This window comes from Niabella soli DSM 19437 (assembly GCF_000243115.2).
Taxonomy (GTDB): Bacteria; Bacteroidota; Bacteroidia; order Chitinophagales; family Chitinophagaceae; genus Niabella; species Niabella soli.
Window position 1 is genome coordinate 1,195,189 of sequence record NZ_CP007035.1, and the last position, 13,664, is coordinate 1,208,852.

15 protein-coding genes are annotated in these 13,664 nt (G+C 45.9%); 8 read left to right on the forward strand and 7 right to left on the reverse strand.

Annotated features, from left to right (window positions below):
• Nucleotides 1–74: 74 nt before the first annotated feature.
• A complete protein-coding gene (locus tag NIASO_RS20165) occupies nucleotides 75–242 on the reverse strand; it encodes a hypothetical protein (RefSeq protein ID WP_157547201.1) in 168 nt (55 codons plus the stop codon).
• Between the two features lie 122 nt (nucleotides 243–364).
• Here NIASO_RS20165 and NIASO_RS04965 point away from each other — a divergent pair, with 122 nt between their 5' ends.
• Both NIASO_RS04965 and carA read left to right on the forward strand, forming a co-directional pair.
• The gene (locus tag NIASO_RS04965) at nucleotides 365–1,165 is read left to right on the forward strand and encodes a queuosine precursor transporter (RefSeq protein WP_008582979.1); all 801 of its coding nucleotides are present in this window, start codon (nucleotides 365–367) and stop codon (nucleotides 1,163–1,165) included.
• A gap of 264 nt (nucleotides 1,166–1,429) precedes the next feature.
• The gene (gene carA / locus NIASO_RS04970) at nucleotides 1,430–2,536 is read left to right on the forward strand and encodes a glutamine-hydrolyzing carbamoyl-phosphate synthase small subunit (protein WP_008582978.1); all 1,107 of its coding nucleotides are present in this window, start codon (nucleotides 1,430–1,432) and stop codon (nucleotides 2,534–2,536) included.
• 39 nt (nucleotides 2,537–2,575) lie between these two features.
• Here carA and NIASO_RS04975 read toward each other — a convergent pair whose 3' ends face one another.
• Genes NIASO_RS04975 through NIASO_RS04985 form a run of 3 tightly spaced genes read right to left on the reverse strand, consistent with a single transcriptional unit; the run spans nucleotide 2,576 to nucleotide 4,094 of the window.
• Nucleotides 2,576–3,133 (reverse strand): NUDIX hydrolase, encoded by a 558-nt coding sequence (locus NIASO_RS04975; protein WP_008582977.1) that lies wholly within the window; start codon nucleotides 3,131–3,133, stop codon nucleotides 2,576–2,578.
• Nucleotides 3,121–3,651: a YfiT family bacillithiol transferase gene (locus tag NIASO_RS04980; RefSeq protein ID WP_008582976.1), complete on the reverse strand. Its 531-nt coding sequence runs from the start codon at nucleotides 3,649–3,651 to the stop codon at nucleotides 3,121–3,123. Before NIASO_RS04980 ends, NIASO_RS04975 begins: the two co-directional genes overlap by 13 nt.
• Nucleotides 3,652–3,689: 38 nt before the next feature.
• Nucleotides 3,690–4,094, reverse strand: coding sequence for an FKBP-type peptidyl-prolyl cis-trans isomerase (locus NIASO_RS04985; protein WP_008582974.1), 405 nt, complete (start codon nucleotides 4,092–4,094; stop codon nucleotides 3,690–3,692).
• A 92-nt stretch (nucleotides 4,095–4,186) separates the two neighbouring features.
• Here NIASO_RS04985 and NIASO_RS04990 point away from each other — a divergent pair, with 92 nt between their 5' ends.
• Complete coding sequence (locus NIASO_RS04990) at nucleotides 4,187–5,254, forward strand: alpha/beta hydrolase (RefSeq protein ID WP_008582973.1); 1,068 nt, start codon at nucleotides 4,187–4,189, stop codon at nucleotides 5,252–5,254.
• Nucleotides 5,255–5,333: 79 nt separating this feature from the next.
• On the opposite strand, the gene NIASO_RS04995 is transcribed toward NIASO_RS04990, so the two are convergent.
• Together NIASO_RS04995 and NIASO_RS05000 are read right to left on the reverse strand one after the other, a co-directional pair.
• On the reverse strand, nucleotides 5,334–5,564 hold the full coding sequence (locus NIASO_RS04995; protein ID WP_008582971.1) for a hypothetical protein: 231 nt from the start codon (nucleotides 5,562–5,564) through the stop codon (nucleotides 5,334–5,336).
• Nucleotides 5,565–5,608: 44 nt separating this feature from the next.
• Nucleotides 5,609–6,370 (reverse strand): ABC transporter ATP-binding protein, encoded by a 762-nt coding sequence (locus tag NIASO_RS05000; RefSeq protein WP_008582969.1) that lies wholly within the window; start codon nucleotides 6,368–6,370, stop codon nucleotides 5,609–5,611.
• A gap of 217 nt (nucleotides 6,371–6,587) precedes the next feature.
• On the opposite strand from NIASO_RS05000, the gene NIASO_RS05005 reads away from it, so the two are divergent.
• A complete protein-coding gene (locus NIASO_RS05005) occupies nucleotides 6,588–7,850 on the forward strand; it encodes an aspartate kinase (protein WP_008582968.1) in 1,263 nt (420 codons plus the stop codon).
• 121 nt (nucleotides 7,851–7,971) lie between these two features.
• On the opposite strand, the gene NIASO_RS05010 is transcribed toward NIASO_RS05005, so the two are convergent.
• The gene (locus tag NIASO_RS05010) at nucleotides 7,972–9,240 is read right to left on the reverse strand and encodes a L,D-transpeptidase family protein (protein WP_245605230.1); all 1,269 of its coding nucleotides are present in this window, start codon (nucleotides 9,238–9,240) and stop codon (nucleotides 7,972–7,974) included.
• A 246-nt stretch (nucleotides 9,241–9,486) separates the two neighbouring features.
• Between NIASO_RS05010 and NIASO_RS05015 the strand changes: the two genes are divergently transcribed.
• The 4 genes from NIASO_RS05015 to ispE are packed head-to-tail and all read left to right on the forward strand — an operon-like array spanning nucleotide 9,487 to nucleotide 13,658.
• On the forward strand, nucleotides 9,487–10,503 hold the full coding sequence (locus NIASO_RS05015) for a threonine aldolase family protein (RefSeq protein WP_008582963.1): 1,017 nt from the start codon (nucleotides 9,487–9,489) through the stop codon (nucleotides 10,501–10,503).
• 10 nt (nucleotides 10,504–10,513) lie between these two features.
• Entirely contained in the window at nucleotides 10,514–12,163 is a 1,650-nt protein-coding gene (pgi, locus tag NIASO_RS05020) for a glucose-6-phosphate isomerase (RefSeq protein ID WP_008582961.1), read from the forward strand.
• 49 nt (nucleotides 12,164–12,212) lie between these two features.
• A complete protein-coding gene (locus NIASO_RS05025) occupies nucleotides 12,213–12,809 on the forward strand; it encodes a bifunctional nuclease family protein (RefSeq protein WP_008582960.1) in 597 nt (198 codons plus the stop codon).
• A 9-nt stretch (nucleotides 12,810–12,818) separates the two neighbouring features.
• Nucleotides 12,819–13,658, forward strand: a complete 840-nt coding sequence (ispE, locus tag NIASO_RS05030; protein ID WP_008582958.1) for a 4-(cytidine 5'-diphospho)-2-C-methyl-D-erythritol kinase — start codon at nucleotides 12,819–12,821, stop codon at nucleotides 13,656–13,658.
• The last annotated feature ends 6 nt before the right edge of the window (nucleotides 13,659–13,664 follow it).

A 13,664-nucleotide genomic window follows, 5' to 3' on the forward strand; every position in this document is an offset into this window, starting at 1 on the left:
GTAACCAGAAACCAGTAACCAATACTAAGAATCCATTTTCTAAAGTGGGCAAAATAATGCTATTTTACAAGAAATTAGCTTATGCGGTGGTTAATATTTTTATCGCGAGTCGCCTTTTTATGCGGCATAATGGTCATCCTGGCGCTCTCCTTATTGTTTAAGGCCTGGAACCACAATGAAACCGTCAGTTCTACGGTAATTACTGCGGGGTACGCCTTGGGGCTGGTTATGATACCGCTCATCAATGTCCTTTATCTGATCAGTTGGGCTGCAGGTAAAAAACCGGGCACTGTTGTACCGCGCTGGCTGATTGTTTTCAATGTAATTTGCTTGCTGCTTATTTTTGCTTATATTTTTTGTATCAATGATCCATACTATCATCAGGCATAGACCTACCCGGCTTTATATTTTATTGGGAACTTTTTTTGTAGCCAATGCCATCATTGCCGAGGTGGTTGGCGTAAAAATATTTTCGCTGGAACGAACATTAGGCATTTCCCCTTTGAACATAAGTATCCTGGGCAACTACTTTTCCTTCAATCTTACGGCAGGCGTGCTCTTGTGGCCGGTGGTATTTATTATGACCGATATTATCAACGAGTATTACGGCATGAAAGGGGTTCGTTTTCTATCGTTCCTAGCTGCGGGTTTAATCGCGTATACCTTTATAATGTTCCAGGGAGCCATATTCCTTACCCCTGCCGATTTCTGGGTGCATAATTATGTAAAGAACCATGTACCGAACGCAGATTATGCCTACCGGGTGATGCTGGGCCAGGGTTCCTGGATCATTGTGGGCTCCCTGGGAGCCTTTCTCCTGGGGCAGATACTCGACGTAGCTTCTTTTCACCGGATCAAAAAAATAACCGGTGAAAAGGCCATCTGGCTACGGTCTACCGGCTCCACGCTGATCTCGCAACTGGTGGATAGTTTTGTAGTATTATTTATAGCTTTTTATATTGGGCCGCGCGTCTCTTCCAACCAGGGGGAGCCCTGGAGCCTGAAACTGGTGCTCAGCATTTGCGTGGGCAATTACATTTACAAATCCATTATTGCGATCGTTATGACCCCGGTCATTTATTGGGTGCATAACTGGATCGAACGGTACCTGGGGCATGAAATGGCCGCAAAAATGAAACAGGGCGCTATGGGGGAGGAAATTTGAAAATTTGAGAATGTGGAAATAATAAACTGATGAAACCGGCGTCATCCCGACACCTGCGTAGCCGGGGAGGGAGCCCGTGCAGGCGGAAAGAGAAATGAAAAACTATCAACAGGGCCGTCATTCCGAACGAAGAGAGGGACCTCGTGGTTAAGGAAATGAGAAAGTAAAATGGATAGCAGGTTAACTTTTCAACCTTTAAACCGTTCAACTTATCAACTTTTCACCCTATCTTTGCCTGATTTTTTAAACCTCCAAAAAAAATAAATGTCTGATACTCAAGCTCCCGCAATTTTACTTCTGGAAGATGGAACCGTTTGTACCGGTAAAGCCTTTGGCGCCATCGGCACTACCACCGGCGAAATTTGTTTTAATACCGGCATGACCGGCTACCAGGAAGTTTTTACGGACCCCAGTTATTATGGCCAGATCGTGATCATGAACGCGGTACATGTGGGTAATTATGGAGTAATTGATGAAGATGTGGAGTCCGACAGCGTAAAGATCCTCGGCGTGATTGCAAAAAACCTGAACGAAAACTATTCCCGCAGGCGCGCAATGGGCTCACTGGACGCTTATTTAAAAAAGAACAATATTGTTTCGATACATGATGTGGATACCAGGGCCCTGGTTACCCATGTGCGTACAAAGGGCGCGATGAACTGTATTATCTCTTCTGAGATTTTCGATATTTCAGCACTGAAAAAACGGCTTGCGGAAGTGCCTTCTATGGACGGACTGGAGCTGGCGTCAAAAGTATCTACAAAAACGGTTTACGAGGAAGGTGATCCGCAGGCTCCTATCCGCATTGCGGTGATGGACTACGGAATCAAAAGAAACATTCTTAAATGCATGACCGACAGGGGCGCTTTTGTAAAAGTATTCCCGGCAAAAACACCCCTGGAGGAAGTAAAAGCCTTTAACCCGGATGGCTATTTTATATCTAACGGGCCCGGCGACCCGGCGGCAATGGACTACGCTGTTGACCAGATGCAGCAGATCCTGAAAGAAGAAAAACCACTGTTCGGCATCTGCCTGGGGCACCAGTTACTGGCGCTGGCCAACGGTATTTCCACCTTTAAAATGCACCACGGGCACCGCGGCTTAAACCACCCGGTTAAAAATTTAATTACAGGCAGATCCGAAATAACTACTCAGAATCATGGCTTTGGCGTTGATCCGGATTCTATAAAAGGTTCAGAACTGGTGGAAATAACCCATGTCAATCTTAACGACCAATCCATTGAAGGGATCCGGGTGAAAAACAAACCCGCATTTTCCGTTCAATACCACCCTGAAAGCACACCGGGGCCGCATGACTCAAGGTATTTATTTGATGATTTTATCAATCTGATCAAACTTTCAAAAAATTAATAAAAAAACGCTCCATCCCGGAGCGTTTTTTTATTAGCGTTATACTTTCAGTTCGCCTAATCGCTGTAAGGCATACAGCATACAGGTTACGTGCATCGACTGCACAAACTGGTTTTTCCGGAATAGTTCTTTAAAATGCTCCATCGACACCAGTTCTATGTGAATTTCTTCATTAGGATCCAGTTGCTGTTCCCCCGTCTTTTTACCACCGGTGGCCAGGAACATATGCATCCAGTTATTGTTGGTGGAGGGATTCGCACAGGTTTTGCCCAGGTATTCATATTTTGAAAACTCGTACCCGGTTTCCTCCTTCAATTCTCTTTTAATGGCCGCCTCCAGGCTGGCATCCGTGTCATCAACACACCCGCCCGGGATCTCGTAATGCGTCTCTCCCAACCCATGCCGGTACTGCATTTCAAGCAGCACCTGGTTCTCTTCAGTAAGCGCGAAAGCCGTTACCCAGGTAGGAAACTCATATACATAGTATGGATCCACAATCTTTCCCTGCGGTGTTTTGCAACGGTCTTTGCGAACCGTAAACCAGAGGTCTTTAAACAAATATTCCGAAGACAGTGTCTTCCATTTCAAGTCTTCCATTTCCTTTTTTCTCTTAAATAATTGATTTGCGCTACATGATGTTTCCCATGCCAGGCGTATAGTTGCACGTAATAAGAAAGCGGACGGGCCACACCCGTTGCCGGATGGACCAACGTTCGGCTCCATTGCTGATCAGACAAATCCTTTATTGCTTCATGCCACCTTGCGTGTAAGGCATACAATAAGGTCACCGAAATATTAACCGGCAAATTGCGTACATCATTTAATTCGGCCCAGGCCACTTCATCGTAGGGCCGGATAACGGGGTTTTCTTCCGTCAGGCCCAGTTTAAACCGGGTGTAGGCATTTAAATGACTATCGGCAACGTGATGCACCAACTGATGCACCGTCCAGCCGCCTTTGCGGTAAGATGTTTGCAATTGGGCTTCATCCAAATTAGTAATAGCCGCTTCCAGCATATTGGGCAAATACCGGATCGCGCCCAGGCATTCCTGCTTTACGGTATCGGTAAACACACGCTCCTCCAGCTTACCAATAGGATATTGATTCTCGATCACGACCTTATCAACTTTTAAACTTATAAACCTTTCAACTACTAATGCACCTGCAGCAACTCTACTTCAAACAACAGCGTTGCACCCCCCGGAATGTCACTGCCCGCGCCCCTGTCGCCGTAAGCAAGATCCGACGGGATCCACAGCCGCCAGTGGCTTCCTTCCTTCATCAGCGGGATTGCGATCTGCCACCCCTTGATCAGGGCCTTCAACGGAGCTGTAAAAGGCTGGTTGCGCTTAAAGGAACTATCAAATTCTGTTCCGTCCAGCAATGCACCGCGGTAGTGGGCCGTTACAGAATTGCTTACTGCGGGTTGTTTACCGCTACCTTCTTTAATTACTTCATACTGGATCCCTTCGGGCAATACCGTTATGCCTTCTTTTACTTTATTTTCCTCCAGGAATTTTCTACCGGCCTCTTTCTGGGCTTCAATTTTGTTGCTCATAAAATCTCTTAATTTGTTTTGCAGACTCATATCTATTCAATAGTTTCGAAAGACGAAGATACCTTTCAAAGATATAGAATCAACACATAAGAATGGCTTTATTTACTACCCGGCTTTATATACTGCTGCTATTGGCGCTGTATGGCGGTTACTCTAATGCACAAGTAAAAACGACTCCGAAAAAAGGAACAGTGGTGCGTGTGCAATTCAAAGCACCCTCTATTACCGGCAATCCGGCCGGTGAGGCTTCCAGCCGTCATTTGACGATTTATTTACCGCCGGAATATCAACAATCAGCCATCCGCTACCCTGTCATCTATTTCTTACACGGAATGGTATGGACCGATAGCAGCACGATGCTTGATATACATTTCGATCAGCTTTTAGATGCGGCTATTGCTAACAAAGAGATCCCGCCTGTGATATTGGTTTTGCCGGATGCCAACACGACCTATAAAGGCAGTTGGTATACCAATTCTGCGTTAACGGGCAACTGGACCGATTTTATAGCAAAAGATGTGGTTACCTATGTTGACCAGCATTACCGCACCATTCCCAGCCGCAACAGCCGCGGCTTGTCTGGCATTTCCATGGGCGGGCATGGGGCATTAAAAGTAGCCATGCTTTATCCCCGGGTTTTTGGCGCTGTTTATGCGATGACACCTGCGGTATTAAACTGGTCGGATAGCACCAATACAAAACTCCCCGATTTTAAGGCAATACAAAAAGCGCAGCATATTGATGAACTGAACCGGGACGGCAGAGCGCTGGTTCTCGTGGATCTTGGACGCAGTTTTTCTCCCAACTTAAAACACCCTCCTTTTTATACGGACATGCCGGTCACCTATTCTGATGATGTAGCAAAAACCGATTCAATCGTTATAAAAGAATGGAACGAGCATTTGCCTACCCAAATGCTGGATCGTTACGCGGATGCGCTAAAAACATTAAACGGTTTAAAAATAGACTGGGGCAGAAATGATCTGGCGAGGCATGTACCAGGGACCTGTCTCGAATTTAGTAAGAAACTCGAAAAGCTGGGTGTAAAGCATTTTGCGGAAGCTTATCTGGGCGGTCACTCCGACCGGCTTTCCGGAATGGACGGGCGCGTTTACACCGATCTGTTGCCTTTTTTCAAAAAATATTTGAAATGGGAATGATTGGGCTCTCATTTTCGACATAGGCAGGTCGAAACAGTCTTGTAACTAAAATGCTCGTGTAAGTAGGGTTAAAAACTTTTCAGAAAGGCTTGGAACGGAAATGTTCTCGACTTAATTTCTCATAGGTCTCTTCAGTAACATTATTGTCCTGCTCCCACTTGTCAACCGCGCTATCTATTTGTTTGGCCAGTAGTTTTACAATAAACCGTCTTACCTGGGCAAAGTCGCGTTCAGAAAGCGGGTTTGTAAGCAGCCGTAACATCAGCATCTGCTGTTCATTCAAATTTGAGTTTTGTAGGGTCACTGGCATAAATGCTGTTTTTAACTAACTCGAAGTTACGAAAAATTGCGTTCTTAATCCTCCCTCAGGTTCTTTCCCGTAAGTTGAATGAACACATCTTCCAGGTTGGCTTTTTTCACCTGTTTCGGGCGTTCGAACCCTGATGCCACCAGGTGATCGATAAGATTATCAGGCGTATCCAATGCAACGATCTCCCCCGAATCCACAATGGCGATCCGGTTACAGAGATACTCCGCCTCGTCCATATAATGGGTGGTGATGATCACCGTGGTGCCCTCCCCATTTATCTTCCTGATCAGCTCCCACAGATTTCTCCGGGCCTGCGGATCCAGTCCGGTTGTGGGCTCATCCAGGAAAACAACTTTGGGTTTATTAATAAGTGTGGTAGCAACAGAAAAACGCTGTTTTTGACCACCGCTGAGATCTTTAAATTTTGCTTTGGCTTTTTCCTCAAGATTCACGGTTTTCAGCAACTCCATCGCATTCACTTGCTGGTTGTACAGGCCCGCAAAAAGGTCTACCAGTTGCAAAAGACTCAACCCGGGATAATAACCACTGGCCTGTAACTGCACACCAATGATACTTTTAATTTCATCCGGGCGTTCATCAAGATTGAAGCCGGCCACTGTAACCGTTCCGGAAGTTTTTTTGCGCAGGGTTTCTATGATCTCTAATGTGGTGGACTTGCCGGCACCGTTGGGGCCTAATAAACCAAAAATCTCTCCTTCCTGCACTTCAAAAGAGATGCCTTTCACCGCCCTGAAATTATCATAATCCTTTACCAGGTTGCTCACAGTAATAATCGGAATTGCCATGCGCTAAAACTACAAAGAAGTTGGGAATTGGATAAAGAATTGTTTAATATCGTCTAACCGCTAAGGCGCCATGGTGCTAAGATTCGGGGAACTTTCCCGAATAACCGCTCTGCGTCTTGGTCCTTGCGGTTAAACCCTCCTCAACAAAACCTTCGCGCGTCCGCCTCTTTGCGGTAAAACAAAAATAAACGACCTTCGCTGCCAAATTTTATACAGCATGAAGGTTTATAAATTCGGGGGGGCATCTGTGAACAGTGCGGAGCGGGTAGCTAATGTTGCCGGTATCCTGGAAAGATGCAGCGAGCCCGAACTGGTGATTGTAATTTCCGCCATGGGCAAAACCACCAACGCCCTCGAAAAAGTGGCGCAGGCATTTTTTGAAAACAAACAGGACGCTGCCCTGCAGTTGTTTGAGGAAATAAAAAAACAACATATCACTGTTGCCAAGTATCTTTTGGTTACCCACTACCTGGCCTGCGAAGCCCGGCTGAAAGATTTTTTTACCGAGGTCGAATGGTTGTTGCACGACCAACCAGTGAGAGAATACGATTACTATTACGACCAAATTGTAAGCATTGGGGAATTGCTTTCCACCTGCATTGTGAGCTTTTATTTAAACGAGCGCGGCATTACCAACGAATGGATCGATGTGCGCGATATATTCCGGACGGATGATAATTTCAGGGATGCTAATATCGAGCTCAGCTTTACTCAAAAAAACATTGAAGAACAGGTTTTACCCTTGATCAAAAATAAAAAATGGATCGTAACCCAGGGCTTTATCGGGGCTACCGACGAAAACGAAAGCACCACCCTGGGCCGGGAAGGAAGCGACTATTCGGCTGCGCTGTTTGCCAACCTGCTGGATGCGGAAAGTTTGACCATCTGGAAAGATGTCCAAAATGTAATGAATGCCGATCCCAAAGAAATCCCGGATGCAGTACCCCTGCCCTCGCTCAGTTATAGCGAGGTAATTGAAATGGCTTATTATGGCGCCCAGGTTATTCACCCCAAAACAATAAAGCCCTTACAAAATAAAAACATCCCGCTTTATGTAAAATGTTTCCTGGATGCAGCACTGCCCGGAACTATAATTCATAATACGATCACCAAAAACCTGCCCCCGATAATTGTGATTAAACGCAACCAGGTAATGATGGAGTTAAAAACAAAAGATTTTGCTTTTGTGGGCGATGCGCATGCTTATCAGTTGTATCAATGGTTTAATGAACACTCCCTGCGGCCTACGCTCACCCAGAACGGAGCGATCAGTCTGACCTTTGCTTTTGATAACTGGGAAGATAAAATTGCAAAATTCTCTTCGGCTGCAGCCGGGCTCTTTGACGTACATGTTACGCCGGGCCTTACCCTGACTACGATCCGTCACTACGATGCGGAAGCGTTGAATAAATATGTTAATGAAAAAGAATTACTGGTAAAACAGCAAACAGTAAAAAATATCCGGGTATTGCATCGATAGCCTTACGCTATGACAACATTCAGTCATTGTTTTTATCGTCAACCAGAATGAAGTGAAGGGTCTCAGTGTTAAAGAACGGGATTTCTCACCTTCCTGGCATCAGGTTCGAAATGACGTTGATTTATTCTCCCCCAACGGCAACCGTCTGGATCATCTTCTTTGCTACGGGCTTTTCCAGTCGCAACGCAGGCGACCAGGTGGGCATTTTTTCCATTTCGGCAATTACTTCTTTATCAACATAGTCGTCAATACCATTCAATACTTTAAAGTTAACCGGGCGGCCATCCGTATCAATAATAAATTCCAACTGCACATATCCCCCCGTCACGCCGTCGGGCAGGTTTTTAGTTGCATCGGCACCCACCTTCTTCAGGTAATCAGCAAAAGCCGTAGCCCCGCCAGGGTATTCGGGCCATTTAGCCACTACGTCCGCGACGTGATCAATCTTTCGGTGCGTGGGAACAAATTTTGATTTAGGACGCTGCTTGGGTAGAAACCGCTCGGGTACCGGAGGGGCATCATTTACCACGTATTCTCCATTATCACGGGTCATCACTACCGGCAACTCTTTATGTTGTTCAAAGTATTCAAATGCCTGCTCCAGTTTTACGTTCAGGGCTTTGTAGGAAGGGTTGTTCTCCAACGCCTTGTTCAAAAAATCGTAGCTTTTTTTAACGGTATAATTGATCGGGAATACATGCACCGGTATATAATCCAGTCCCGCGCTTTTGGCGCTTAAAGCGATTATATATAATTCATCGATCTGGTCATTCCTGATAGGGATACAACCCACAGTCGCACAGCCGCCGTGTATAAAAATATCGCCGCCGGGCTTACCCTGGTCAGACAAGATCCTGTCTGACACATTAGGGTAACTCAGTCCCAGTGAAAGATAATAATTGCTGTTGGGATTAAATTCATTAATATAATAGAAGCCTTCCGGCACCTGGTAATCGCCTTCAAAACGCTTTGGACCCAGAGACCCTGCCAACGCACAGATCTTATAAATCTTTAAAAGTTTGTATTCATCCTTTATAGAATTTTTTACCCAAACTTCCAACTGGCTGTCGTATTTAAAGGCCCGGATATACACATACCGCGCCGGCCAGTCGAGCCCCTTTAACTTAAATAAACTTTTAAGATATTCCCCTTTACGCTGAAAAGATTCCCGGGGATTCTTACTATTGATCTGGGACTCGAAAAACGCGCCATAAGAGGCAGCGGGAGCAGAATAAGCTGTTTGTGCCTGCGCAACTGCTGAAAATACCATCCCAAAAGTAAAAGCTAAAACTATTTTTTTCCCTTTTTGAAATAAAGCCATTTTTAACTGTAATAATTCGTCAGAAAATATATCATCGCCGTTATAACCACGACCCATAAAATTAAGCATTCCACCATTAAACGTTAATGGCTGAAAAATGTTGTAGATATCCGCTACAAGTTATCGACAAAAATAGCTTTTCTGTGTTAAAAAATGCACAATATGATCATTGGAATGCTAGCCGGTAAGCCGGAAATACGGGAAGGGATTGTTTTACTTGCCGCCTCACCGTCTTCCCGGCCCCATATTAAATTGTTTGAGGCGAAATGATTTTTCCGCCCCGGCTAACCACAAAATCCTAAATTTGAACCTCATATGATAGATTTACGATCCGACACGGTTACGCGTCCCGGCCCCGAAATGCTGCAGGCTATGGTGCAGGCAAAAACGGGCGACGATGTTTTCAGAGAAGACCCGGCTATAAATGAACTGGAAGCTCAATGCGCGGCCCTTTTTGGAATGGAAGCCGCACTATTCTGCTCCAGCGGTACCCAAACCAACCAGATCGCTATCAAGTGCCACACGCAACCGGGAGATGAGGTTATTTGCGATGCCGACGCCCATGTGTATCAGTATGAAGCCGGGGGCATCGCCTTTAATTCCGGCGCTTCCGTGCGCCTTTTGGCCGGTGACCGGGGGCGTATCAATGCAGCGCAGGTGGAAAATGCAATAAACCCAAACGACCTGCATAAACCGCCCAGCCGGCTGGTTTGTATAGAAAACACCAGCAACCGTGGCGGGGGTAGCTGTTATGATTTTGAGGAGTTAAAAAAGATCCGTTCCGTTTGTGACAACAACAAGCTTGCCTTTCATCTCGACGGAGCGCGGTTATTCAATGCGCTGGTTGCCAAAAATGAAACACCGGCACAATATGGCGCCCTGTTCAACAGTATTTCCGTGTGCTTTTCTAAAAGCCTGGGATGCCCTGTTGGGAGCGTATTACTGGGCACAGAAGCCTTTATTGCAAAAGCGCGGCGCGTACGCAAGATCCTGGGTGGCGGTATGCGGCAGGCCGGCTACCTGGCTGCTGCTGCAGTTTATGCACTGGATCATAATATTGAACGCCTGGCAACCGATCACCTCCATGCAAAACAAATAGCAGCAGTGTTATACAACTGCCCGTTCGTGCAAACGGTGCTGCCGGTGGAAACAAATATTATTATATTCGAAACAAAAAATACTACGGCAAAGGAACTGGTAGCGCAATTGAAAAACGCATCGATCCTTTGCCATGCTGTAGCCCCTGACCGCGTACGTTTTGTATTGCATCTTGATGTTACGGAAGCGATGGTTGCCGCCGTCATTCAGAAAATCCAATCACTACAATTTTAAATTAAGCAATATGTTACCCACCCAATCTCCCGTTAAAACAAAAAGCTGGAAAAAGCTGGCTGCACACGCTGCAACAATGAAAAACGTGCACATGCGCGATCTCTTTGCTTCAGATGAACAGCGCTTTGAAAAATACACGTTGCGTCATGGCGATATTCTCTTTGATTATTCAAAGAACCGGATCACGGATAAAACACTGGAGCTCCTTTTCGATCTTGCCAAAGAATCAAAAGTGGCTGATGGTATAAAAGCAATGTTTTCAGGAGAGATCATTAATAAAACGGAGCACCGTTCCGTACTGCACACTGCGCTGCGTTATTTTGGGAAAGATGTTATTGAGAGCCGGGGCGAAAATGTGCTACCGGAAGTGCGTAAAGTGCAGCGGAAAATGAAAGCATTTGCCGATGCAGTACATACGGGTAAACACCTGGGCTATACCGGCAAAAAAATAAAAACGATCGTAAACATTGGGATCGGCGGTAGCGATCTGGGCCCTTTTATGGTTACCGAAGCATTAAAACCTTATACTGTAAAAGGAATCGAAGCGCATTTTGTATCCAATGTAGACGGCTCGCAGATTGCGGAAACACTAAAAAAGCTCAACCCGGAAACAACCTTATTCCTGATCGCTTCCAAAACCTTCACCACGCAGGAAACGATGACGAACGCACATTCTGCCCGCGACTGGTTTTTAAAAAAAGCGAAGGATGAAAAGTTTGTAGCCAAACATTTCGTGGCGTTAAGCACCAATGCCACCGAAGTAAAAAAATTCGGGATCGATGTAAAAAACATGTTCGAGTTCTGGGACTGGGTGGGCGGCCGCTATTCGCTGTGGTCTGCTATTGGCCTGTCGATCGTGCTTACTATCGGCTATCATAATTTTGAGCAGTTGTTAAAAGGAGCGTACGATACAGATGAATATTTCAAAGCCACTCCTTTTGAAAAAAACATCCCGGTTATTATGGCCCTGATCGGGCTCTGGTACACTAATTTTTTCGGAACACAAACAGAAGCCATCCTGCCTTATGATCAGTATATGCACCGCTTTCCGGCTTATTTCCAGCAAGGCAACATGGAGAGCAACGGCAAAAGCACTGACCGTACCGGGAAGAATGTTACTTATGCCACCGGTCCGATCATCTGGGGAGAACCCGGCACCAATGGGCAGCATTCGTTCTACCAACTCATTCACCAGGGAACGCCGCTTATCCCCTGTGATTTTATTGCGCCGGCGCAAACCCATAACCCCCTGGGCGATCATCATCAGAAACTATTGAGCAATTACTTTGCACAAACAGAAGCACTGATGAAAGGAAAAACATTGAAGGAAGTAAAAGACGAGCTGAAACAATCGGGACTATCAAAAGAAGCGGTTGATCGGCTGGCTCCTTATAAGGTTTTCGCCGGCAACCGGCCCACCAACTCCTTTCTTATTAAAAAGATCACGCCGTTCACATTGGGTCAACTGATCGCGCTCTATGAGCATAAGATCTTTGTGCAGGGTGTTATCTGGAATATTTTCAGTTTTGACCAATGGGGCGTTGAGCTCGGAAAGCAACTGGCCAGTAAGATCCTGCCTGCATTGGAAGGCGATGCGCCTGTAACGGGGCACGACAGCAGTACCACAGGACTGATAAATGCGTACAAGGAAATGCGCTGAAAAAGCTATATTTGCTCCTTAATTACCTTGTATCCAGATTCCGGGATGTATGAAAAAAATTGAGTTAGAAATAGTAGCCTTGTCACACAGCATTACCCAAACCCATTCGTATGCAGTAGTGCTGGGTGAGGTGAACGGGTTGCGCCGGTTGCCCATCGTGATCGGGGGATTTGAAGCACAGGCCATTGCAGTGGCGTTGGAAAAAATGAATCCCAGCAGGCCTTTAACGCATGACCTGATGAAAAATTTCCTGGTAGCGTTTAATATTGAGTTGCACGAGATCATTATTTCTGATCTGCAGGAAGGTATTTTTTTTAGCAAACTCATCTGTTCTTCAGAGCATGATACGGTTGAGATCGATAGCCGGACATCCGACGCGATTGCCCTGGCGGTACGTTTCGGATGTCCTATTTATACTTATGAGAATATATTAGAAATGGCGGGCATTGTAATGGACGAAAAGGGAGAACCCAAGGCAACCCGGGAGGAAGCCGTTGGGGCCACCACCACAGAATCGAACCGGGATGACCTGAAAACGATGAGCCTTGAAGAATTGCATCACCTGCTGAATGAAGTGCTCGAAAATGAAGACTATATCCGCGCTATTGCCATTCGCGATGAAATCAACAGCCGGACAAACAGATAAAGTAAACCCGTGGTATTTTTTTCCAATTGTAAAATAAACCTGGGGCTGCATGTTACGGGCAAACGCCCAGATGGGTATCACGATATCGAAACTATTTTTTATCCGCTTCCGGTTTATGATGTATTGGAACTGATCCCGGCTGAAGTAACATCCCTTCATTTATACGGGCATCCCATCCCCGGAACGAAAGAACATAATATTGTTTGGAAAGCCTATGCGCTCTTAAAACAACAATTCCCCGACCTTCCCCCGGTAGCTTTTTATCTTTTAAAAAATATTCCTGTGGGTGCCGGCCTGGGCGCCGGAAGCGCCAACGGCACTACTGCGCTAAAAGCCCTGGACCAGTTTTTCGGACTGCAGTTAACCCGGCAACAACTGCTGCATGCAGCGCTCGAATTAGGCAGTGACTGTCCGTTCTTTGTGATCAACCAGCCCTGTTATGCCACCGGCCGCGGAGAAGCATTAGCACCCCTGCCGTTGGATCTGAAAAACTATTACGGCGTTATCGTAAACCCGGGCATCCACATCAGTACACCCTGGGCGTTCAGACAGCTTACACCCGCTTCTCCTGCAGTTTCATTAAAAGAAGCGGTGCTAACTCCGGTAACGGAATGGGTAGGTCTTGTTACCAATGATTTTGAGAGTGTGGTTTTCAATGAATATCCTGAAATAAAGCAGATCAAAGAAACGCTTCAACAATGCGGCGCCGCTTTTACTTTAATGACCGGCAGCGGAAGCACGGTTTTCGGACTGTTTGAAAAAGAGCCGCAACTGCCTGTATTCCCTGAACATTATTTTGTAAAAACGGTTTTATTAACCTCTTCAGCACCTCCGCTTCCTCATTTCTAATTTTTT

Bases quoted from the DNA above. Each gene is read 5' to 3' on its own strand.
- NIASO_RS20165 (WP_157547201.1), bottom strand. From the start codon at position 242: ATGAGCGGTATCATAACCAGCCCCAAGGCGTACCCCGCAGTAATTACC.
- NIASO_RS04965 (WP_008582979.1), top strand. From the start codon at position 365: ATGATCCATACTATCATCAGGCATAGACCTACCCGGCTTTATATTTTA.
- carA (WP_008582978.1), top strand. From the start codon at position 1,430: ATGTCTGATACTCAAGCTCCCGCAATTTTACTTCTGGAAGATGGAACC.
- NIASO_RS04975 (WP_008582977.1), bottom strand. From the start codon at position 3,133: ATGGAAGACTTGAAATGGAAGACACTGTCTTCGGAATATTTGTTTAAA.
- NIASO_RS04985 (WP_008582974.1), bottom strand. From the start codon at position 4,094: ATGAGCAACAAAATTGAAGCCCAGAAAGAGGCCGGTAGAAAATTCCTG.
- NIASO_RS04990 (WP_008582973.1), top strand. From the start codon at position 4,187: ATGGCTTTATTTACTACCCGGCTTTATATACTGCTGCTATTGGCGCTG.
- NIASO_RS04995 (WP_008582971.1), bottom strand. From the start codon at position 5,564: ATGCCAGTGACCCTACAAAACTCAAATTTGAATGAACAGCAGATGCTG.
- NIASO_RS05000 (WP_008582969.1), bottom strand. From the start codon at position 6,370: ATGGCAATTCCGATTATTACTGTGAGCAACCTGGTAAAGGATTATGAT.
- NIASO_RS05005 (WP_008582968.1), top strand. From the start codon at position 6,588: ATGAAGGTTTATAAATTCGGGGGGGCATCTGTGAACAGTGCGGAGCGG.
- NIASO_RS05010 (WP_245605230.1), bottom strand. From the start codon at position 9,240: ATGCTTAATTTTATGGGTCGTGGTTATAACGGCGATGATATATTTTCT.
- NIASO_RS05015 (WP_008582963.1), top strand. From the start codon at position 9,487: ATGATAGATTTACGATCCGACACGGTTACGCGTCCCGGCCCCGAAATG.
- pgi (WP_008582961.1), top strand. From the start codon at position 10,514: ATGTTACCCACCCAATCTCCCGTTAAAACAAAAAGCTGGAAAAAGCTG.
- NIASO_RS05025 (WP_008582960.1), top strand. From the start codon at position 12,213: ATGAAAAAAATTGAGTTAGAAATAGTAGCCTTGTCACACAGCATTACC.